The sequence below is a fragment of the Synechococcus sp. JA-2-3B'a(2-13) genome (assembly GCF_000013225.1).
Classification (GTDB): Bacteria; Cyanobacteriota; Cyanobacteriia; order Thermostichales; family Thermostichaceae; genus Thermostichus.
The window spans coordinates 1,730,181-1,751,521 of record NC_007776.1; the positions used below are offsets into that span (position 1 = coordinate 1,730,181).

20 protein-coding genes are annotated in these 21,341 nt (G+C 58.3%); 11 read left to right on the forward strand and 9 right to left on the reverse strand.

From position 1 onward, the window contains the following. The first annotated feature begins 269 nt into the window (after positions 1-269). Positions 270-3,197, forward strand: coding sequence for a PAS domain S-box protein (locus CYB_RS07865; protein WP_238376724.1), 2,928 nt, complete (start codon positions 270-272; stop codon positions 3,195-3,197). Next, entirely contained in the window at positions 3,194-4,204 is a 1,011-nt protein-coding gene (locus CYB_RS07870) for a response regulator (RefSeq protein WP_011433258.1), read from the forward strand. The genes CYB_RS07865 and CYB_RS07870 overlap by 4 nt, the downstream gene beginning before the upstream one ends. On the opposite strand, the gene CYB_RS07875 is transcribed toward CYB_RS07870, so the two are convergent. Then, on the reverse strand, positions 4,205-5,371 hold the full coding sequence (locus tag CYB_RS07875; RefSeq protein WP_011433259.1) for a septal ring lytic transglycosylase RlpA family protein: 1,167 nt from the start codon (positions 5,369-5,371) through the stop codon (positions 4,205-4,207). A gap of 144 nt (positions 5,372-5,515) precedes the next feature. Here CYB_RS07875 and purM point away from each other — a divergent pair, with 144 nt between their 5' ends. From purM to CYB_RS07900, 5 genes are all read left to right on the forward strand, one after another. Next, the gene (purM, locus tag CYB_RS07880) at positions 5,516-6,580 is read left to right on the forward strand and encodes a phosphoribosylformylglycinamidine cyclo-ligase (protein WP_011433260.1); all 1,065 of its coding nucleotides are present in this window, start codon (positions 5,516-5,518) and stop codon (positions 6,578-6,580) included. Positions 6,581-6,795: 215 nt separating this feature from the next. Further along, positions 6,796-7,806 (forward strand): ABC transporter ATP-binding protein, encoded by a 1,011-nt coding sequence (locus CYB_RS07885; protein ID WP_011433261.1) that lies wholly within the window; start codon positions 6,796-6,798, stop codon positions 7,804-7,806. Continuing rightward, positions 7,803-8,588, forward strand: coding sequence for an ABC transporter permease (locus tag CYB_RS07890; protein WP_011433262.1), 786 nt, complete (start codon positions 7,803-7,805; stop codon positions 8,586-8,588). The genes CYB_RS07885 and CYB_RS07890 overlap by 4 nt, the downstream gene beginning before the upstream one ends. Positions 8,589-8,635: 47 nt before the next feature. Then, positions 8,636-10,198 carry a GldG family protein gene (locus CYB_RS07895; protein ID WP_011433263.1) on the forward strand — a complete coding sequence of 521 codons (1,563 nt, stop codon included), beginning with the start codon at positions 8,636-8,638 and terminating at the stop codon, positions 10,196-10,198. Positions 10,199-10,216: 18 nt separating this feature from the next. After that, a complete protein-coding gene (locus tag CYB_RS07900) occupies positions 10,217-11,701 on the forward strand; it encodes a DUF4340 domain-containing protein (protein WP_011433264.1) in 1,485 nt (494 codons plus the stop codon). A gap of 4 nt (positions 11,702-11,705) precedes the next feature. Here the strand turns inward: CYB_RS07900 and CYB_RS07905 are convergent, their stop codons facing one another. The 4 genes from CYB_RS07905 to rpsF all read right to left on the reverse strand — a co-directional run bounded on the left by CYB_RS07905 (position 11,706) and on the right by rpsF (position 13,937). Next, entirely contained in the window at positions 11,706-12,353 is a 648-nt protein-coding gene (locus CYB_RS07905; protein WP_011433265.1) for a universal stress protein, read from the reverse strand. A gap of 95 nt (positions 12,354-12,448) precedes the next feature. After that, a complete protein-coding gene (locus CYB_RS07910) occupies positions 12,449-13,147 on the reverse strand; it encodes a M14 family zinc carboxypeptidase (protein ID WP_041436537.1) in 699 nt (232 codons plus the stop codon). 27 nt (positions 13,148-13,174) lie between these two features. Further along, positions 13,175-13,573: a single-stranded DNA-binding protein gene (locus CYB_RS07915; protein ID WP_011433267.1), complete on the reverse strand. Its 399-nt coding sequence runs from the start codon at positions 13,571-13,573 to the stop codon at positions 13,175-13,177. 73 nt (positions 13,574-13,646) lie between these two features. After that, positions 13,647-13,937, reverse strand: a complete 291-nt coding sequence (rpsF, locus tag CYB_RS07920; protein WP_011433268.1) for a 30S ribosomal protein S6 — start codon at positions 13,935-13,937, stop codon at positions 13,647-13,649. Positions 13,938-14,176: 239 nt separating this feature from the next. On the opposite strand from rpsF, the gene CYB_RS07925 reads away from it, so the two are divergent. From CYB_RS07925 to CYB_RS07940, 4 genes are all read left to right on the forward strand, one after another. Then, the gene (locus CYB_RS07925) at positions 14,177-14,422 is read left to right on the forward strand and encodes an acyl carrier protein (RefSeq protein ID WP_041436540.1); all 246 of its coding nucleotides are present in this window, start codon (positions 14,177-14,179) and stop codon (positions 14,420-14,422) included. A 45-nt stretch (positions 14,423-14,467) separates the two neighbouring features. Next, complete coding sequence (gene fabF / locus CYB_RS07930) at positions 14,468-15,748, forward strand: beta-ketoacyl-ACP synthase II (RefSeq protein ID WP_011433270.1); 1,281 nt, start codon at positions 14,468-14,470, stop codon at positions 15,746-15,748. A gap of 12 nt (positions 15,749-15,760) precedes the next feature. Next, positions 15,761-16,030: a hypothetical protein gene (locus CYB_RS07935; protein ID WP_011433271.1), complete on the forward strand. Its 270-nt coding sequence runs from the start codon at positions 15,761-15,763 to the stop codon at positions 16,028-16,030. Between the two features lie 61 nt (positions 16,031-16,091). Then, complete coding sequence (locus CYB_RS07940) at positions 16,092-16,904, forward strand: HAD family hydrolase (RefSeq protein WP_011433272.1); 813 nt, start codon at positions 16,092-16,094, stop codon at positions 16,902-16,904. On the opposite strand, the gene queA is transcribed toward CYB_RS07940, so the two are convergent. The 4 genes from queA to CYB_RS14525 form a co-directional block, all read right to left on the reverse strand. Continuing rightward, entirely contained in the window at positions 16,901-18,079 is a 1,179-nt protein-coding gene (gene queA, locus CYB_RS07945; RefSeq protein WP_011433273.1) for a tRNA preQ1(34) S-adenosylmethionine ribosyltransferase-isomerase QueA, read from the reverse strand. The two genes, CYB_RS07940 and queA, sit on opposite strands and share 4 nt — an antisense overlap. Before the next feature lie 83 nt (positions 18,080-18,162). Beyond that, positions 18,163-18,744 (reverse strand): dCTP deaminase, encoded by a 582-nt coding sequence (gene dcd / locus CYB_RS07950; protein ID WP_011433274.1) that lies wholly within the window; start codon positions 18,742-18,744, stop codon positions 18,163-18,165. A gap of 123 nt (positions 18,745-18,867) precedes the next feature. Then, positions 18,868-19,575 (reverse strand): cob(I)yrinic acid a,c-diamide adenosyltransferase, encoded by a 708-nt coding sequence (locus tag CYB_RS07955; RefSeq protein ID WP_148202730.1) that lies wholly within the window; start codon positions 19,573-19,575, stop codon positions 18,868-18,870. 390 nt (positions 19,576-19,965) lie between these two features. Then, positions 19,966-20,708, reverse strand: a protein-coding gene (locus tag CYB_RS14525; RefSeq protein WP_148202731.1) for an IS5-like element ISSoc13 family transposase whose coding sequence is annotated in 2 segments (ribosomal slippage) — positions 19,966-20,390 and positions 20,390-20,708 — 744 coding nt in all. Because the reading frame shifts where the segments join, the coding sequence is not laid out codon by codon here. Between the last annotated feature and the right edge of the window lie 633 nt (positions 20,709-21,341).

The following is a 21,341-nucleotide window of genomic DNA, read 5'->3' on the forward strand; positions in this document are numbered from 1 at the left end:
ATCGCTAGAGTAGAGTGGGTGCAGAATGGGTGCGCCTGCTCCTTTTCCCTGTGGAGATCAGCCCAACCAGGCACCCCCGATCTGTCGTGATGGACTGGGTTGAGCCAGCTCCTCGGCCAGGTTTTCCCATGTCACCTCCCATTTCTCGCTCGCCAAGATCCGTTGTGCACGGTTTTGCTTTCCCGCGGACTGCTCCCAGGGAAGGGCAGTCCCTTCAAACCGAACTGGGTACAGCGCTGTACCCGCTGTTGCAATTACTGGGTCAACTGTTGAAAGTACCTTTGGTCTATCTAGAACTGGCCCAGCCGGGATCGGATCCCCACTCGTCTTCAAAAGGGATCCTCTACCGGGATCCGCAAGGGATCCCAGCCGGCGAACCCTTCAACCTCAATGCCAGTCCTGGGGCTGAGCAATGGCCTTTTCATGAATCCTTCCTCTTGCAGACTGAGCAGGGGATCCGGTTGGCCGATCTGCACCTGCTTGACTGCCATCCTCGCCAACTGAGTTCCTTTGAACGGGAACAGATTGACCTCGTTGCCCTCAGCCTGAAGCACATTCTTCTCCAAGCCCAGGAGCATCGGCAAACCCTCGAGCAGCTCCAATCCCAACTGCAAGACAGCCGCAGCACTGCTGCCCGCTACCAGCAGATCTTCGAGAACGCCGTCGAAGGCATTTTTCAAACCACCCTAGAGGGCAAATACCTGGTTGCCAACCCGGCCTTGGCCCATATTTTCGGCTACGAATCCCCTGAGGATTTGATGCACAACGTCTCCGATATTGGCACCCAAATCTATAGCGATCCGGAGCAACGAGCCGAATTCATCCAGCGCATGCTGAGAGAAGGTCAAGTTGTGAATTTTGAACACCAAGTCTGCTGCAAGGATGGCAGGCTAATTTGGATTTCTTTAAATGCCCGTACCATCTACAGCGACCAGGGGGATCCCCTCTATTTTGAAGGATTTGTTACCGACATCACAGCATCCCGTCAACTGAAAGAACGACAACAACAATTGGAAGAAGCCCGCCGAGAGAGCGAGCATCGTTTTCTGCAACTGGTAGAGAATACGCAACAACTGTTTTGGATTACAACGGTCTACAGCAAAGAGCTGATCTACGTCAGCCCAGCCTGTGAAGCCATTTGGGGCCGCTCCGCCGAAGAGGCCTACGCCAACCCCCAAGCCTGGATCCGCCAGATCCACCCCGACGACCGCTGGTTGTTCCCCACCATCCTCAAAGCCCAATCGGAGGGCAAATCCACCGATGTTGTCTTCCGCATTTATCACACTGATGGCCGCCTGATTTGGCTGCGAGAACGCACCTTTCCCATCGCCGACAAAGAGGGCAAAATCTATCGGGTGGCAGGGATCGTCGAAGACATCACTGAGTCCAAGCAACTGGAAGCCGAACGGCGTCGTATAGAGCAAGCCTGGCAACAAAGCGCCAACCATTTTCGGCAGATTTTTGAGCTGGCCCCCAATGGAATTGCCCTTGTGGACTTGCAGGGGCGGTTTATCCAGGTCAACGATGCCTTTGCCCAGATTGTCGGCTACACCCCCGAAGAATTGAAGCATCGGCAACAACTGGACATTCTCCACCCCGAAGATGTCAACCCACTGCTGGAGGCCAATGAGGCTTTGCTGGCAGGGAAGGTCTCTGTCAGCCAGCGCCAGATTCGCTACACCCACCGTTCCGGCCAGGTTGTTCATGTGCTGTTTCAGGCCACCCTGCTCACCGACGAGGAAGGACAGCCCACCCAGTTTCTCAACCAGGTGATCGACATCAGCGCCCGCGTGGAGGCAGAAATTGCCCTCAAAGAAAGTGAAGAACGCTTCCGCCAATCCTTTGAATGGGCCCCCATTGCCAAGGCCATGACCCACGTGGATGGCACCTATTTGCAAATCAACGCCGCTTTTACCGAAACCCTGGGCTACACCCTGGAGGATCTCAAAGGGAAAACCGTCCTCGACATCACCCATCCCGACGACATCGCCACCACTCTGGAAAACAGCAACCGCCTGCTGGCCGGCCAGGTGCATCAGTGCGAACAGGAACAACGCTACATCCACAAGAACGGCCAAATAGTCTATGCCATTCTTCGCATCACCCTGGTGCGCACGGCCCAAGGGGATCCCAGCTACTTTCTAAGCCAGATTTTGGACATTACCGAGCGCAAGCAAGCCGAGGCAGCCCTTCGCCAAAGTGAGCTGAGTTTACGGGGCATCTTCCAGCAGTCAGCCCTGGGCATTTCCATCGTCGATCATCGGGGCCATTACCTAAAAGTGAACCCCGCTCTGGAAGAGATCTTGGGCTATAGCGCTGCCGAACTGACCCACATGAGCTTCTGCGACCTCACCCATCCCGAGGACATTCAGGAAGATTGGCAACTCTTCCAGGAGGTTTTGAACGGCCAACGGGATCGCTACCACCTGGAAAAACGCTACATCCACCGCAGCGGAAAGGTGGTTTGGTGCCGCCTGGCAGTCTCTGCAGTCCGGGATCCCGAGGGCAAAAACCTCTTCATCATCGGCATTTGCGAAGACATTACCGAAGAAAAACGGGCAAAGCTGCAGATCCAAGCTGCCCTTCAGGAAAAAGAAGTCCTGCTGCGGGAGATTCACCACCGCGTCAAAAACAACCTGCAAATCATCTCCAGCCTGCTGCGGCTCCAAGCTGACCAAATCAAAAGCCGCAAGTACGCCCGCGTTTTTAAGGATGCCGGCAGCCGTATTCAAGCCATGTCTTTGATCCACGAAGGTTTGTACCAATCCAACAATCTGGCCGCTGTGGATCTCAAGCAGTACCTACACAATTTGATCTCCAACCTCTTTCACTCTTACGGGGTAAACCCCGAGAGCATTCGCGCCAACATCCGCGCCGAAGGGATCCGCCTCAACCTGGACGATGCGGTCTTGTGTGGCCTGATCATCAACGAGTTGGTGACCAACAGCCTCAAGTATGCCTTCCCGAAGGGCCGCAGCGGGGAGATAGAGATTCATTTCAGCCAAACCCGCAAATATACTCAGTTGCGAGTCTCCGACAATGGCGTTGGCTTGCCCCCGAACTTTGACTTCAAGGAAACTCAATCTCTGGGTTTACAACTGGTTGCAACCCTCACCGATCAGCTACAGGGCAAGATACAATTGAGAAGCAAACCGGGTACCACCTTCATCATTACCTTTCCGAGGAGCGAGCCTTGAAGAGAGTTCCACCCCTTGTCAAAGGCAGTATCCTGGTCGTCGAAGACGAGAAGATCATCGCCAAGGACATTGCCAACGTTCTGAAAAAATTCGGCTACGCTGTGCCCGCCATTGCTTCTTCCGGGGAAGAAGCGATCCGAAGGCTGGAAGAGATGCCGGTGGACTTGGTCTTGATGGATATCGTCCTAAAAGGCGATATCGATGGCATAGAAGCCGCCAAGCGGATCACCGAGCGCTTCAACATTCCGGTGGTGCATCTGACGGCCTACGCCGATGAGGACACGCTCTCCCGCGTCAAGGAGACCCGGCCCTTCGGCTACATCATCAAGCCTTTCAAAGAGCGGGAACTCTACACCACCATTGAAATTGCCCTGCACAACCACCGCCAGAGCCTTGAGAACCGCAAGCTGGAAGAGAAAAGAATCGAGGAGCTGCGGCAAAAACTGCAGCAGTTGCAGCAGTTCACGGACGTGAAGGGCACTCTGTTCAAGAAATTCTTGCAGGATCTGAGCGAGCCCCTCTCGAACCTCAGCTTTGCCTTGGGTCTGCTCAAGGATGCCGAGTCGGAGCAGAAGCGGGAGCACTATCTGCAGGTGCTGGAGGATGAGTTTCGCCGTGAGCTGGAGCTGATCCACCAAACCTCTAACCTGGAAAATCTTTTAAACCTGGAAAATGTTGGCCTGTTGAGCCAGTTCAGCCTGCTGCGTCCCCAGGAGCCCAGCCGTAGTCACCGGTTGGAGCAGGAAGCACCCACCCCTGCAACCACGCCCTCCCAGGAGTCGGCAGGCTCTGCCCCCGCACCCAGCCCCACTGCCGCCACAGCGCCACGGGCACCGCTGCGCCCCCTCAACCAGACTCAGTTGGCGGAACGGTTGGGGGTGGTGGTTTCCGCCATTACCTATTGGAAATTCAAAACCGGGTTTCCGGAGTGGAGCCGCAGCCGGGATCCCGAGGGCATTTCTTGGCGCTATTCCCCCGATTCCAAGCGCTTTTCACCCGTGCCCTAGCTAGCGTTGCACCACTTCCACCCGCACAGGCGCCAGCCCTGAGCGCACCATCCCCAACACCTCTGCCGCTCGCAGGGAGAGGTCGATGATCCGACCGGGGATAAAAGGGCCGCGATCGTTGATGCGCACGACAGCCTGGCGTCCGTTTTTCAGGTTGGTCACCCGTACCTCGGTGCCAAAGGGCAGGGTGGGGTGGGCAGCCGTCATCTCATGGCGGGTTGGGTGCAGGTCATACCAAGAAGCAATGCCCTCTTGCACAGGCCCAACCACGCGGACAGGGGCGGGTTCCTGTTGAGGGGCTGTTTTCGGCTTGGAACCTGCAACAGCGGCTTTGGCGGTCAGAGCAGCCGGTTGAGGCAGGGCCGGAGCTGAAATGGGCGGGGCATCGAGCAGCAGACGGCGCAGACGATTGGCAGCCAAAACAGCCACATCCACCGGGCGCTGGTTATCGATCAACAGCACTCCAGCGTCGATGCGCAGCAATTCCTCGCTGTTGGCCCGAATGGTATAGAGAGGAACACCCAGGCCTTGTTCGGCCAATTCCAGATCTGCCCAACCTAAGGTGATGGTGGTGTCTTTCAGGGATCCCTGGGCCATTTGGTTGAGCTGGGCCACAAGGGTGCTGGCCCGCATCAGCGGTGGTTCTAGCCCAGGGTGCTCGACAAAACTGACAATGGGCAGATCCCGCACATAGACAGTAACCACCTGTTGCCCGTCCATCTGATAGTCGTAGAGGGTGGAGATGGGCTGGCTGGTTTGCTGCCGTTGCTCGCCGATCTTGAGAATGGGATCCTCTTCCAGGCGGTGCGGGATTGCCTGGCGAGTTCGGTTCAAAGAAGGATCCAAGTTCAGGGTACCCAGTTTGGCAGGGGCAAGACCCTCGTGGCCGGAGATAGGGGTTTGGGGAATTCTCGGCAGCGTTCTGACTGGGGCTGCGGCAGCAGGGAGGGGTTGGGAAGGGGTGGCCGGGGGGGGCAATTTGGATGCAGGTGACAGCTCTGCTGCTCGGGTGTTGGGGGATCCGGTTCGCGTCGAGGCTTGTGCTCGCGAAGTCAAGCCGCCCAACATGCCTGCCGGCAAGCCCAAAGCCGTGACACAGAGACAGCTGACCAAGCCCATTTTGCGGGCGGGATCCAGTCCCTGTCCAAGCTGTTTCCAATTTCGCATGAGGCCGCGCTCCTCTCCAATCCTGTACAACTTCCAAGGCGACGGTTAAAACAGAAGTTAATGTACCATAGGTTTCTGAGTTGACCCGTTTGTACGGTCGGACACAGGAGCTCAAGTCTTGATAGCATAAGGGGTTTCGGCATCTTGGACTACCGCTCAGCAGGGGTTGACATCGATCTGGGCCAGGCCTTTGTCAGGGGGATCCGCGAGCGCGTTGAACGGATTCAAGTTCCGTCTTCAGGTTCTTCAGAAACCTTGGGTGGCATCGGCGGCTTTGCCGGCCTGTTTGAGCTGCCGACAGGGTATCAAGCGCCGGTGTTGGTGGCGGGCACCGATGGGGTGGGGACAAAGCTGGACATTGCCCAGCAGTGGGGTCAGCACCAGGGGGTGGGCGTCGATCTGGTGGCGATGTGTGCCAACGATGTGCTGACGGTGGGGGCCCGGCCGCTGTTTTTCTTGGACTATGTGGCCACTGGCAAGCTGGAGCCAGAAGCCCTGTGGCAGGTGATCGATGGCATCTTGGCGGGCTGCCAGGAAGCGGGCTGCCAACTGCTGGGCGGGGAAACGGCGGAGATGCCGGGGTTTTATCCCCCTGGGAAGTACGACCTGGCCGGGTTTTGTATCGGAATTGTGGAAAAAACGGCCATTCTGGATGGGTCGCGGGTACAGCTTGGGGATCGGTTGTTGGCTTTGCCCAGCAGCGGCCTACACAGCAACGGCTACAGCTTGGTGCGGCGGATTGTGGCCGACCGGGGTTGGCGCTGGGATCACCGGCCACCCGGCTGGGATCGGCCTTTGGCGGAAGTATTCCTCACCCCCACCCGCATCTACGTGCAGGCGGTGCAGCGGCTGCAGGCAGCAGGGATCGCCATCCACGGCATGGCCCACATCACTGGCGGCGGGATCCCGGAAAACTTGCCCCGCTGTTTGGCCCCGAACCAAGCGGCGCGGCTGCAGCCCCATAGCTGGCCCATCCCACAGGAGTTTCTCTGGCTCCAAGAACAGGGCCAGGTGGAGACCTTGGAGATGTTCCGCACCTTCAACCTGGGGGTGGGCTATGTGCTGGTGATCCCCCCTGAGGCAGAAAATCAGGTGAGATCCCTGCTCCCCGAAGCCTTCCCCATTGGGGAGGTGGTGGCGGCCTGTCCAGGGGAAAGCCGCGTTCTGGGACTGGAACAGTGGGGATCCCTCACAAGCCCTGCCGACTAGCCAACCGATGGATCCCCACCAAAAGGGGGAAAGGGATCCCAGTTCCCTCGACTCATCCTCGCCGTCGCTATGCTAAGTTGGCATGTGGCCTCAGCGCTGTTGCCCGCCTTCTTGCCCGAGCCTGCTTCCCGACATTTGTCCTCTTTGGGAATAGGGGTAACTCGGCCTTGGACCGTTTGCTAATCGCTGCTGACCCTCTAGGTTAGGAGTTGCTGATGACAGGTTTACCCACTGCTCGTGCAACCGCGGGTGCCATCGAAGTTGAGCATCTGAGCAAAACCTACGGCAGCTTCACTGCCATCCGCGATGTTTCCTTCCAGGTGAACGCCGGCGAGATCATGGGTTTTTTGGGGCCGAACGGAGCCGGCAAGACCACATCCATGCGCATTTTGGCGGGGTATCTGCCTGCCAGCGAGGGGACGGCGCGGGTGGCCGGGTTTGATGTTCACGAAAACTCGATGGCGGTGCGGCAGCGCATTGGCTATCTGCCGGAAAACCCACCCCTCTACCCCGACATGACGGTGGAGGCGTACCTGCACTTTGTGGCCCAGATCAAGCGGGTCAGCGCTGGCGATCGGCCCAGGCGGGTGGACGAGGCGATCCGGCGGTGCAGCCTGGAAGAAAAGCGCCACACCCTCATCCGCAAGCTCTCCAAGGGGTTTAAGCAGCGGGTGGGCATCGCCCAAGCTCTGGTTCACGACCCGCCGGTGATCATCCTGGATGAGCCCACCATTGGGCTGGATCCCAAGCAGATTATCGAGGTGCGCAAGCTCATCAAGAGCCTGGCGGGGGAGCACACCATCATCCTCTCCACCCACATCCTGCCCGAGGTGAGCATGACCTGCGACCGAGTGGTGATCATCAACCGCGGCCAGGTGGCGGCCATTGGCACGCCTGCCGAGCTGACAGCCCAGCTCCAGGATCGGCAGCAGGCAAAGCTGGTGGTGGGGGCAACCGAGGCAATGGCCATCCGGACGGCCCTGCAGCCTTTGCCCCAAGTGGAGGTGGTGAGCCTACAGCCCTTGGCGGCGGATCTCTCCCGCTGGCAGGTGCAGCTCAAGAGCAACGCTGCCGCGGACGGCTGGATCCCGGAGGTGGCCAGGGTGCTGGTGCAGGCAGGGATCGACCTCTACGAGATAGGCCGCCCGCAGGCTTCTTTGGAAGAGATTTTCCTGCAGCTCACTACGCAAGAGGGATCCGAGGGCCTACTGGAGGAAGCGGCATGAACGGAGTGGTTGCCATTTTTCGCAAAGAGCTGCGCGGCTACTTCACCTCCCCCATTGCCTATGTGGTGGCCGCGGTGTTTTGGGGACTGGCGGGGTTTTTCTTCTTTAATATTCTGGTGCGGGTGATCAGCTTTTCTCAGCAGGTGGATCTTTTCGCCCAGTTCGGCCAGGAGAACAATTTCGACGCGGCCACCATCCTGTCGCAGCAGTTTCTCAACCTCTTGGGCACCCTCTCCTTATTTCTATTGCCCATCTTCACCATGAGCTCCTATGCCGAGGAGCGGCGGCGAGGCACGATGGAGCTGCTGGCTACTTCTCCCATCACCAACTTGGAGGTGGCCCTGGGCAAATGGTTGGCGGTCTGGGTGTTTTTCATCACGCTGCTGCTGCCGCCGCTGGTCTACCATGTGCTGGTGCTGAGCAGCGCCAACCCGGCAGTGGACTACCGCCTGACCCTGATGGGTTATGTGGGCCTAACCCTGCTGGCGGGTAGCGTTATGGCCTTGGGGTTGTTTATCTCTTCTCTGACAGACAGCACCCTCATCGCAGCAGTGGCCACCTTTGGCTTGATTTTGTTGCTCTGGGTGATCGACGCGGCAGCCGGCCAGGAGGAAAACTGGATTGCTGCAACGCTGCGGCATGTGTCTTTGCTGCAGCAATATAGCAACTGGGTGCAAGGGATCCTCAGCAGCAGCAGCCTCATTCTTTTCTTGAGCATCATCGTCCTGGGGCTGTTTGCCACGGTGCAATCGGTGGAAAGCCTGCGCTGGCAACAGAGCTGAGGTCAGATGGGAGGAGTGCGGTGTTCGCGGCAGCGGTGCGGAGCATTATGAAGGACTGGCGCGCGTTAAAGGACTGGACAGGGATCCTGGGCATTGGCGTCATCGCCATCGGCCTGGTGGTGGGATCCGCCTTTACCGGTTGGACGGCTGTGCCCCTGAGCATGCTGGCAACAGGTTTGGCCCTGCTGGTGGTTTGGGGCATCACCCACCGGCAGGAGGTGGGGGTCTTCCTCGGTCTGCGTTCCACCCAGACCAACGCCAACATCCTGGTGGCGGTGGCGGCGATGGCCGTCATTCTAGTGCTGGTGAATGTGGTGGCGGTGCGCTACGACCTGCGGCTGGATCTCACCGAGGAGGGCCTGTTTACCCTGTCGCCCCAAACCCGGCAATTGGTGCAGGGATTGGTGCAGCCGGTCAAAGTTTGGGTGGTCACCACTGCGCCGGATCCCAACTTGCGGGAACAACTGGAGCGCTATCGCCGCCTCAACCCCAACCGCTTCCAGTTTGAGTTTGTGGATCCCAACCGGGATCCCTTGACCATTCAGCGGCTGCAGGTGACCCAGAACAACACCCTGGTGGTGGAGGCCGGAGAAAGCCGGCAACAACTGCCTCAGCCCCCTGCCCCTGATCTGGAGAGCAAACTGACCCCCGTCCTGTCCAAAGTGGTCAACCGAGGGGAGTTGCTGGCCTATTTCGTGCAAGGGCATGGGGAAGTGGGGCTGGAAGCGAGGGAAGGCGCCCCAACTCTGGCTCAGGCGGCGGCAGCCCTGGGCCAGGAAGGCTATCGGGTAGAGCCCCTCAACTTGGTGCAAGCGGAGATCCCAGAGGATGCGAATGTCCTGGTGCTGGCGGGGCCACAGCGGGCTTTGTTCCCCGGCGAGGTGGAGAAACTGCAGGATTATCTGGCGAAAGGCGGACGGCTGCTGTTGTTGATTGGGCCACGGGTGGATGCCGGCCTGGATCCCTTGCTGGAAGAGTGGGGCGTGGTCTTGGGGGATGACATCCTCATTGAGGTGAGCAGCGTCAGCCAACTGTTGGGGACAGGGCCGGCGGTTGCCCTGGTTACTACCTACGGGGATCACCCCATCACCGCCCCCTTGGCGGCCCAGCGGCTAATGACCCTGTTCCCCCTGGCCCGCTCTGTGGAAACCGAAGCCCGCGAAGGGATCCAAGCCACGCCCTTGCTGCGCACCGGCCCGCAAAGCTGGGGGGAGACCAGTCCTGAGCTGGAACGTGGCCCCTTGCAATTCGATCCGGATCAGGACAAGCCCGGCCCCCTTACCCTGGGCGTTGCTTTAACCCGCCGTCTGGACACCGACCCAGAACAGGGCTCGGGATCCCGGCAGGAGGCCCGCCTGGTGGTGATCGGCAATGTCAACTTTGCCCTCAACGGCAACTTGCGGCAGCAGGGCAACCGGGATCTCTTCTTGAACACCCTCAACTGGCTGACTGAGCAAACGGAGCAGATCTCCATCCGCCCCAAATCCCTCACGGATCGCCGTCTCACCCTGACCGGTCAAAACTTCCGCTGGCTGGTGCTGGGATCGACGGTCCTTTTGCCCTTGGCGGCCCTGGGTTCCGGAGCTGCCCTGTGGTGGCAAAGACGGTAGAGCTGGAGGAAAGCAGGCATGTTCAAGCGAACCACCTGGATTCTCCTGGGTTTGGCGGTGGCCTGTTTGCTGGGCTACTTCCTCTTGGACAACATCCAGCAACTGCGTCAGGAGCAACAGGCGGAGCGAGCGCGGCTGTTCCATTTTGCCACCGATACCATTGCCCGCATTGAAATCCGCCAACAGAAAGAGGGGGAACCCGTTCGCGGCAGCGGTGCGGAGCACTTGGAAATCCTTTTGGAGCGCAATCCAGAAGAAGAGGGATCCCGCTGGCGGATTGTCAGTCCCATTCAGTCAGCGGCGCTGGACTTCCCCATTGAGCAGTTGCTCAACACCTTCTCCCGCCTCACTCCCCAAATCACCCTAGAGGGGGCCACCGACCTAGCCGCTTTTGGCCTGGATCAGCCGCGACACCAAATTGCCCTTTTCCCCAAAGAAGGGGATCCCTACCGCCTAGCCATCGGCAACGACAACTTCGACGGCTCTGGCTTCTACGCCCAGCCCGAAGGGGGACAGGTGGTGCTTCTAAGCAGTGCCCAGAAGGGATCCCTGTTGCCCTCTCTCTTGGCTTTGCGGGACAAGACTTTGCTTCAGTTTGATACAGCCGAGGTGAAAGCCCTGCAAGTGCAGTTGGCAGAGGCGGAGCCGGAAGTTGTTCGCCTGCAGCGGCAAGACGTTCGCGCCAGCGGTGCGGAGCACTTTACTTGGCAGATTGTCCAGCCCCGCGAGCTGCCTGCCGATGAGATCAACGTCAACCGCTTGCTCAATACTCTGGCCCGCCTGCAGGCCGTGGAGTTCCCCGCCGAGACCCAGACGGATCTAGCCCCCTATGGCTTGGAGCAGCCTTCCGCCCGGCTGACGGTAGAGCTGGAGGGCGGCAAAACCCTGAAGGTCGCTTTGGGATCGGAGAAAGATGGCCAGGTGTACGTCATCACCTCTGAGCACCCGGCAGTGGCCACCCTGCTCACCAGCACCGCCGATATTCTCCGCTCCGACTTGGAAGAGCTGCGGGATCACCGCATTGCCCGCCTCAACGCCAACCAAGTGGGCCAAGTCACCTTAGAATCCCAAGGGGAAAAGGTCACCCTCACCCCTCGGCCTTCAGAGAAGGGATCCTTGGAGCTGCGCTGGGAAAACCCGGAGCGACCGGGCCAGCCTGTGGATCTCGGCTCTCTGTTCTCCAGCCTAAATGCTGCCCGCGCCAAGGAGTTTGTGGAACAGGCCGACGCGGAAGCCCAAAGGGTGTTGTCTGAGCCCGACCTACGGCTGACCTTTGAGCCCAAACCCGACGCCGAGCAGGATCCCTTGGCCCTGAGCTTGGCCGCCTCTGGCTTGCGGGCCTATGTGCAAAGCAGCCGCCAGCCGGACATTGCCGTGATCGAGCTGAGCACCTTCAACAGCCTGGAAACCGAAGTGAATCGCCTCTTGGAAGGCCAGCCGGAGAGCAAGGACTCCGCCCCACTCACGCAACCGCCTTCCACCCCCTCGCCCCCGAGTTCCTAGAGCCTTAGCCAGCAGAGGTAGCTGTCTTCTCCTCCGCAGTTTGGGCTTCTTTTTTCAGGGCTTCCCCTTGTATCGTCAACACCGAGCAGGGGGCGCGGTGCAGCACGTAGTTGCTGACGCTGCCCAGAAACAGCTCGCTCAGGCCGGAGTGGCCGCGGCGGCCCACCACCACCAAGTCCGCATCCCAAGAGCGGGCCAGATCGCAGATGACCCGACCGGGGTTGCCGTAGTTGAGGGTGTACTCAGCGCGGATCCCGTGCTCAGCGGCTTTCTCCACCAGCGAGCGCAGGTAGTCCATCTGGTTTTGCTCGAAGATGGCACATTGCTCCCGGTAGGACTGCCACAGCTCGGCGCTGATGGTGGAGCTGTAATCTACCCCCAGGATCATCGGCGGCTCTGGGGCGCCCGGCTCTTCCTGAGACAGAACATGGAGAATCATCATCTGCGCCTGCATGGCCTTGGCCACTTGGACGGCCTTTTGAAATACTCCCTGGCTCAGCTCCGACCGATCCACTGCCACCAAAATCCTGCTGAACATATTGGCTTCCTCCAGATGGCTAACAGCGGGGCACAAGGCAGAAGCAGCGTGACTTCGGGGTTGACCTCTGACCCCTTTTCCCTCGACTCCAAGCTCCCCTCTGCTCTGCCCCACCTATCTGTGTTGTAGAAGATTTGGGCGAGAAAACCCCAGATATCTTGAACGAACTAGGCAGATTGGCAACGAAAGTTCAGAGATCTTGACACCGGTCAGAAGGCATCGCCTTGGGCTGCCCACTCCAACACCGCCTGCAGCGCCTCGGCCTGCTCTTGCCAGACTTGATCGAGGGGAGTGCCCCGCAGGATTTCCAGCGTTAGGGTTGGGATCCGCCGTTCCTGCCCTGCCCAAGTGCCCAGAGAACCAGGGGTAGGGTAGCCAATGTCGGCGGTAATGGGCAAGCCGTTGCAAGCGGCCATCACCTGGGCCAGCTCAAGGGCAGGGCCGTTGTAGTTCACGCAGGGGTGCGCCTGGCAGGAGTGGGCAGAAAGGATAAACTGGGGCTGAATCCGGGCCAAACTCGTCAACAACACTTGCGTTTCGGGCTCGGAGCCTGGGGCCGATCCGGGCGGATAGCGAGCTTCCAAAGAGGCCGGGATCCAATCTTGGGTGGGCAGATTGCGGTTGAGATCCACACCGTTGGCATTGAGCCGTTGCCCCAGGGCACAGCCATCCGGGTTCAAGCGAGGGATTGCCCATAGGGTCGCTTTCCCGGCCAGGGATCCCCATTTCCCAGAAGCCACATAGCGCTCGATCAGGGCATAGCCCTCCACCTCATCCCCATGTACCCCGCCGAGCAGCAGCAAGGAGCGGCTCCCTTGGGTGAGCTGCCAAAGGTGAATAGGACGTCCCTGCACCGAGTAGCCGATGACCTGCAGGGATCCCAAGGGTTCGCCAAGTTTTTGAGACATGGGGGATCCCGACAAATCTCACAACCTCTAGAACGGGATATCGTTGGGATCTGGTGGGGAAGGGACATCCCCTTCAGAGGATTCCCCAGTTGCCGGTTCACCCATCCCCGTCAGAGAGAGGACGCGAGCGGATCCCAGCTGATGGACACGGCGCGCGGTGATCTCGGCCAGCTTTTCCTTGCGCCCATCTCGCTCCACCACATTCATGTGCAGTTGGCCTTCCACTGTGATTTGGTCGCCCACATGGCAGGTGTCCACCACCCTTTTGGCCAGTTCTCCAAAAGAGGAAACGCGCACCCGGTAGGGCGGCTCATCCGGGCGCAAGCTGGGAAAGCCAATCACCAAGGACGCAACAGCTAAGTTATCAAGGGTGTAGCGCAGCTCTGGCTCAGACAGAACCTCGCCCATCAACACAATCGAGTTCATAACGGAGCCATCCAGGGATAAGGGGCAGCTCAGGGCACTTCCATCATGCCCGCAGGCCAGGATGCCGTCAAACCTAGCCGACGCGGAGAGTCATGTGGCGCAGCACACTCTCGTTGATGCGCAGGTTTTTCTCCCAGGCAGCCACCGCATTGGGTTCGGCTTCGTAGTTGAACTGGATGTACAGACCTTCCTTGAACTTTTTCATCTCAAACCCGGCAAAGCGGCGCTTGCCCCTATTGGTAATCTCCACGTGGGTTACTCCGTTCTCTCGCAGGATTGCCTCCTGACTGCTGAGCAGTTGTTCGAGGGGTTCATCTGACAGATCAGGACGCACAATCAGCATCGTTTCGTAAGCGCGGGGCATGGAAGCAAGTTCTCCTTAGAATCCAGTGGTAGAGACGCAGTGGACTATACTAGCTTTTCTTTCCCACAACCGAAAAGGCCGCGGCTCAATCCCCACACCTCCATACTCTGGCCGCAGCGGCAAATGCAGGTGAGGCTGCTCACAAGAGGGGATCCATTGTCCGATACAATAGGGATTGCTTCATTGGCCGCTGGTTGGCCCGGCCAAGACACGCTGAATCGAGAGTTGGGATTCCAAGCATGAGCGCAGACGAAGTTTACAGCCGTGTTCGTAAGATCGTGTCCGATCAACTGGGCGTGGAAGATGACAAAGTGACCCCAGAAGCCAATTTCCAGAACGACCTGGGGGCCGACAGCCTTGATACGGTGGAGCTGGTCATGGCTTTTGAAGAGGAATTCGACCTGGAGATCCCCGATGAAGATGCAGAGGGGATCGCCACCGTGCAAGACGCTGTTAACTACATCCTCTCGAAGAAAGCTGCCTAGTCTGCCCCCAGTTCTGACTCTATACCCCCGGGCTAACACCGGACGATGGCTACCACAGATCCCGCCACTGCTTACAGACCAACCCGCCGCGTTGTGATTACGGGCCTGGGTGCGGTCACCCCTATCGGCAACTCTCCTGCCGAGTTTTGGCAGAGCTTGCTGGCAGGGCGCTCCGGCATTGGGCCGATTACCCATTTCGATGCCTCCCGCCACGACTGCCGTATTGCCGGAGAGGTGAAGGGATTTGATCCCCTCGACTACTTGGATCGCAAGGATGTCAAGCGCACCGACCGCTTTGTGCACCTGGCGATGGCGGCCACCCGGCAAGCCTTGGAGGACGCTGACTTTCGCATCACCGCTCTCAACGCCGAGCAAGTGGGGGTGATCTTGGGCACCGGCATCGGCGGCATCCGCGTCTTGGAAGAGCAGCAGACCATCTATCTGCAGAAAGGGCCGGATCGCTGTAGCCCCTTCATGGTGCCCATGATGATTGCCAATATGGCTGCGGGTCACCTGGCCATTCATTTTGGCGCCAAAGGCCCCAATTCCTGCACAGTTACGGCCTGTGCCTCTGGCTCCAACGCCATTGGCGATGCCTTTCGGCTCATCCAGAGGGGAGAGGTGCAAGCGGCGATTACAGGTGGCACGGAAGCGGCGGTTACCCCTTTGTCCATGGCGGGGTTCAGTGCCATGAAGGCCCTTTCCACCCGCAACGACACCCCGGAGCAAGCCTGTAGGCCCTTTGATCGGGATCGGGATGGCTTTGTCATGGGGGAAGGAGCAGGGATCCTGGTGCTGGAGGAGTTGGAGCACGCCCGCGCCCGCGGGGCCAAGATCTATGCGGAGATAGTCGGCTATGGCCTCACCTGCGATGCCCACCACATGACCAACCCTGCCCCCGGCGGCGAGGGAGCGGCCCGGGCGATGCGGCTGGCCCTCAAGGATGCCGGGCTTCAGCCTGGGGATGTGCAACACATCAATGCCCATGCCACCAGCACCCCTGTAGGGGATATCGCCGAGGTCCAGGCCATCAAGTCGGTCTTTGGCGAGCATGCCCCCCGTTTGGCCATCAGCGCCACCAAGTCCATGACCGGCCACCTGTTGGGGGGAGCGGGCGGCATTGCCACGGTGGCCACAGCTTTGGCCATCCACCACGGCTGGGTTCCTCCCACCCTCAACTTGGACAACCCCGATCCCGAGTGCGAAGGGCTGGATTTTGTACCCCACAAGGGGCGGCAGATGGCTGTCGGGGCCGCTTTGGTCAATGCCTTTGGATTTGGTGGGCACAACGTCACGCTGGCTTTGCGCCGCTACTCTCCCGATTGAAAGGCTTGGCCTATGTCTTCTCCCGAAAGTTCGTCGCCCTCAGTTCGTCAACAAGCCTTGGCCGCTTTGACGGCGGAGCTGGCGCAGCAAGGCCACCCGCCCGAATATGCTCAGCACATGGCGGCGGCGGTTATTTTTCAAGCGGATTTGGATCTGTGTGCAGCTCAATTGGCGCGGGTGCTCAGTTGGCTGAAGCAAAACCATCCTCAGCTCTATCCAGAGGCAGTGCAATTGGTGGACACCACTCGGGAAGAGTTCGAGCGTCGCGTCCAAAATGGATAGACAAGCCATCTGCTTTGATGCAGTTGGGTTGCGGTCGTTAGCAGAGGGTGATGTCCCCCCTATGGGACTGCAAGGGGTGATCTTGAGCTGGAGTGGAGTGGTGGCCGATGACGAGAACTTGCACCTGCAGGCCATCAACCAACTGCTGGTGGAAGAGAACCTGCGCCCCTGGAACCTGTGCTGGCCGAAGTCGGGATCCCCTGGGCAGCGGGAGCTCTATCGGCTGCAATACCTGGGCCGACCGGATCGAGAGCGCCTGCCGGCTCTGTGGGGGGAGCAGGGGCGGGTGCTCAGCCCCAAACAACTGGAAGAGCTGCTGAAACGCAAAGCCCTATACTACCAGCAAGCTTTGCAGGGGCAAAGGGAGCTGCCTCTCATTCCCGGCCTGAGGGAAACTTTGGAGACGCTGGAGCGGCTGCAACTGAAGGTCGGCCTGCTGTGCGGCCAATCGGCAGCCGAGGTGACCGCTTTTCTGGAGCGTTTCCAGTCCTGTTGCCCGGCCCTGATACAGTTGACCGATGTGGGCTCCTATCGAGTGACGGGGGATGATGCAGGCCCAATATTTTCCCCAGGACACTTGCACCGCCTGCTTTTGCAGCGGATGGAATTGCCTGCCCAGGCGTGTTTGAGCATTGAAGCCACCTACTCCGGCATTCAGGCAGCCCGTTCGGCAGGGATCCCAGTCCTGGCGCTGGCTACCTTCTTTCCTCTGCACATGCTGCAGCGGCGGGCCAATTGGGCGGTGGACGGCTACCACCAGGTGGAATGGGAGCGCATCCAGAATTGGTTTGCCGGCGGCCAAGACCGTCCTTCGACCCCAGAAGCAGAGGCCGGTTCCTGCAAGAGATCCCAGGGAGAGCAGCCCCAGCCCTAGGGCAGGATCAGCATGCCATCCCCAAAGGAATAGAAGCGATACCCCTGGTCGACGGCCTCTCGGTAGAGATCCAGCAGCCTTTGCCGCCCGATCAGCGCAGCCACCAGCATCATCAGGCTGGAGCGGGGCAGATGAAAATTGGTGACCAGTCCTTGAATCACCCGCCAGGAGTAGCCGGGGTAGATGAATAGATCGCTTTTCCCCTGCCAAGGCTGCAAGGTGCCAGAGGCTGCCGCGGTTTCCAAAGAGCGCACCACAGTCGTTCCCACCGCGATCACCCGCCCCCCTCGGGCTTGGGCTTTTTGGATGGCTGCCACCGTTTCTGCCGGCACCTTGAGCCACTCGCTGTGGAGACGATGCTCGGTTACCCGCTCCGCTTCCACCGGTCGGAAGGTACCCAGGCCGATGTTCAGGGTGATGTAGGCCGTTTGGATCCCTTTTTGGGCCAGCCGCTCCAGCAGCTCCTGGGTAAAGTGCAGCCCTGCCGTGGGAGCGGCCACCGAGCCGGGGTGTTTGGCCCAGAGGGTTTGGTAGTCTTCAGGGCGAACTTGTCCTGAGCCCGGGGATCCGGAAGCCTTGATGTAGGGAGGAAGCGGGATCCGGCCCACCTGTTCCAGGATTTCCTCAAAAGGTTGCGCCCCTTCCCACTCAAACTGCACCACTCGCCCGCCGGTTTCCGGGTCCAAAGCCAGAACAGTGGCCCTCAGCCCAGAGGGGGATCCCTGCTTGCTCCAAAAACCAATCCGATCCCCCACCTTCACCCGTTTGCCCGGCCTGACCAAAACCCGCCAGCTCCACGCCTGATCCGGCAGAGGTTGCGCAGCGGCAGGGATCCCTTCCAGACAAGGCTCCAGCAGCAACACTTCGACCCGCGCCCCGGAGGGTTCCTTGGCCCCGAACAGGCGGGCCGGGATCACCTTGGTATCGTTGAGAACCAGCAGATCCCCCTCCCGCAGGTAGTCGGGCAGATGGCAGAAGCGGCGATGCTCGTGCCTATCCGGGTACACCACCAGCATCCGCGCCTGATCCCTGGGCTCCACCGGCGTTTGCGCAATCTGGTCTGGAGGGAGAGTGTAATCGTAGGAAGCTGTAAGCAGATCGGGATTGGACTCCCTATCGCCCAAAGGCTCAGCCTCACCGGGGGGAGCAGCAGCAGGCGAAAAAGAGTCAGGCATGGAGATGAATCAAGATGGGGTTCTACGTGGATCCAGCATAGCCAACCGGATCCCGCCAACCCTCTCCCTTTTGAGGGAAGCAGCTAAACCTTGGCCACCACCACCTGCTGCGGCTGATCCTGATACTTGCCAGCGCGGTCGGCGTAGGTCACTTGGCAGGGATCCCCTTCCAGAAAAAGAAGCTGGACCACCCCTTCGTTAGCGTACACACGGCAGTCAGCGCTGGAGGCGTTGGAAAACTCCAGGGTGAGATAACCCCGCCATCCCGCCTCAGCGGGCGTCAGGTTGGCAATCAGGCCCACCCTGGCATAGGAAGATTTGCCAATGCAGATCACGGTAATGTTATCCGGAACTTGCAGCCGCTCCAAAGACACCCCCAACCCATAGGAGTGGGCCGGGATGATAAAGTAATCCCCCATCTCGTCGTGGTGCAGCTCCACCGCTTCCAGATTCTTGGGGTTAAACCGCTTGGGATCCACCACCGTGCCGGGCACATGGCGAAAGATCTTGAACTCCACCGGCGACAGGCGGATGTCGTAGCCATAGGAGGACAGCCCGTAACTCAAAACAGGCCGAGACTCAACAGCGCGCACCAGCTCAGGACAGAAGGGCTCAATCATCCCTCGCCGCGCTTGCTCACAGATCCAGCGGTCGTTTTTCAACATGGCTACAGCCGGCTTCCTGGAGAGTGAGGGCACATCTGGTGGACAAGCTCCAGTCTTATTGGGACTCCGCCCCCCTGACGCGACCCGTGTTGCCTAGGTCTTTCGGAGCGGAAACTGTTTGCGCTAGCGGTGCGGAGCAACATGGGCTGCTGTAGGCATAGCACCTGTGCCGCTGACTTGAGGGGGATCCAGAGAACAGGCAACATTCCCATCGGCAGTGCGGAGCCCTGGGCCTGGGATGCCACGTAGGCGCAGCTGCGTGATCAAGTCGGCCCGCTCCAGAAACGAATCTGGCATCTCCGGCCCGGTGATCACCATGTCCATGGAGATGGGGCGCTGGTCGATTAAGCTCAGCACTTCCGCTTCTGGGATCAGGCCCAACTTCACAGCCAAGCTCAGCTCATCCAACACCACCAAGTCATAGCGGCCACTCCTGACAGCCTCCTGGGTAAATTGCCACAGCTCATCCAATGCCACCCGCTCCTCAGGCTCTAGGTGAGGTGTATCGATGCACCGGTGCAGGCGACAGCGAACCCACTCCAAGGATCTGCCCAGGGAGAGACGATTTTCGGGCCCCTGATTGATCCCACCCTTGAGAAATTGCACGATCAGCACCCGCGTTCCCTGGCCTGCCAAGCGCATCGCCTGAGCCATGACGGGCGTAAACATGCCCCGGCTGGGGTGGGTGTAAAGCTGCAGGGATCCCTGGGGAACCAACTGGGCGGAGAGGGATCCATTCTGCTGAAGGAAAAGCTCGCCGGCAGCAGGGCTGGCTTGAGCCGCAGGCTGTTTGGCGCGGGCTACAGGAGCGGCATCCTTGGAGGAAGGCATAGGATTTGGAGAAGCAGTGCAAACCACGTTCTATCTCGCGAGCAGGCTAGAGAACACGGCCCTAGGTTATAGGGCCTACAAGTGGTGGAGAGCGTCGGCTATGGATTCCATGAAACACCACCTGTGCGTATCCGTCAATGAGTCGGTTCTGCTTCTAGCTGGCATACAAATCATTCCCAATAGAGTAATAGAAAATACAATCCTTGCCCATCCTAGCCTTTTGGCACAAGAGGCAATACCTGAAAAGCTTTGACAGGGGATCTCAATAAAATTTCAGGCCTAGCCCAGAAGCTTGTGTGTGGGGCTATCTCACTTGAGTATAGAGGTGCTCTATAAAAATTTGAGAAAAAGATCAATTTCTTCCAAATAAGATTAGGTTGTGTTGATCTTTCATTTGAGCCAAAAGAGAGCACTGACGGGATAGAGAAAACTCAAGAAGTTCCTGGCCAATTTGTCAAAACGAGAACATAGATGCCGGTACTGCTTTAACTTATGAAAAAAGCATTCGATTAAATGCCTCTCTTGATACAGATGCTTGTCATAATGCCGCTGCGTCTTTCTATTCCTTTTAGGCGGAATAACCGCTTGAGCTTCCCCTATCTTCTCAATCAACTTATCCGCATCATATCCTTTATCCCCAATTACTTTGGTATCCTTTCTCTGCCAGCCCTCTATCAATTCTTCCCCTTGAGTAATATCGCTCTTTTCTCCGCCAGTTATTCTCAATTCCAGCGGATTTCCCAACCCATCTACACTCACATGAATCTTGGTGCTGTATCCGCCTCGGCTTCTCCCCAAAGCTTGCTCCCCTTTTTTCCGGCAGCACAGGAGTGCGCTCGAACCATGGTTGAATCAATAATGAGATGCTCTAAATCAGGGTCGTCAATAAAATACTTGAACATCCGTTCCCACACTCCAAAACGACTCCACCGGTGGAATCTTTGATAGATGGTGTACCATTTGCCATATCCTTCTGGGAGGTAGCGCCAAGGAGCACCGGAACGGGCTATCCAAAGAACTGCTTCAATAAACTGTTTGCAGTTTGCTTCTTTCCCAATGTTAACTCTCTCTTCTGTCTGTAAAAAAGCCAATATCTTCTGCCATTTGTTTTCATCTAAGAAAACCAACTTCATCCTCTTTCCTCTATAAATTATTCTCTCTATCCTAACATAAGATCAACACGACCTAACTCTCACAAACAGGAATGCCAGTACCAGCAGCCCACCCACGAGAGAGGAGCAAGGGTCAACCTGCCCCAAAAGCCTTGTCCACCAGGAGAGATAGTCATTTTTAAAATAACTATACATTTGGTCGGGAGCCGGGTAGGCCTACACATTAGCGAACATTCGTAGTAGAGGGAATTGTAACCAAAAGTCCAAGGAGTTAATTTCTAACCTCGAGAGTGAAGAAATATAAATTCGTCAATCATCTTCGTCAAAAAATGGATTATTGACAATACTTTTTTGAAAACCAGCATCTGATTTAGCAGAAGCGTAAAGAATTGCGTGCCTTTTATACTCTGAGGTCGTCTTCTTCAAGAGATCGCCTCTTTGATCATTTTTCTTACCGGTCTCAAGGCCAATGTTTTCTACTTAATTTAATCTCTATTTCTGTTATGAGAAATGAGCATTGGGCGTTCAGTTTGGATCCCACTTAAAATTGACCTGAAAAAGCTCTGGGGCTTTGGGTGCTGAGATTGCCGGGATCCCATTGCGCAATCAAAGCCGAGTCCTTCCTCTGGCGGGGGGAGAGATCTTTTTCTTGAG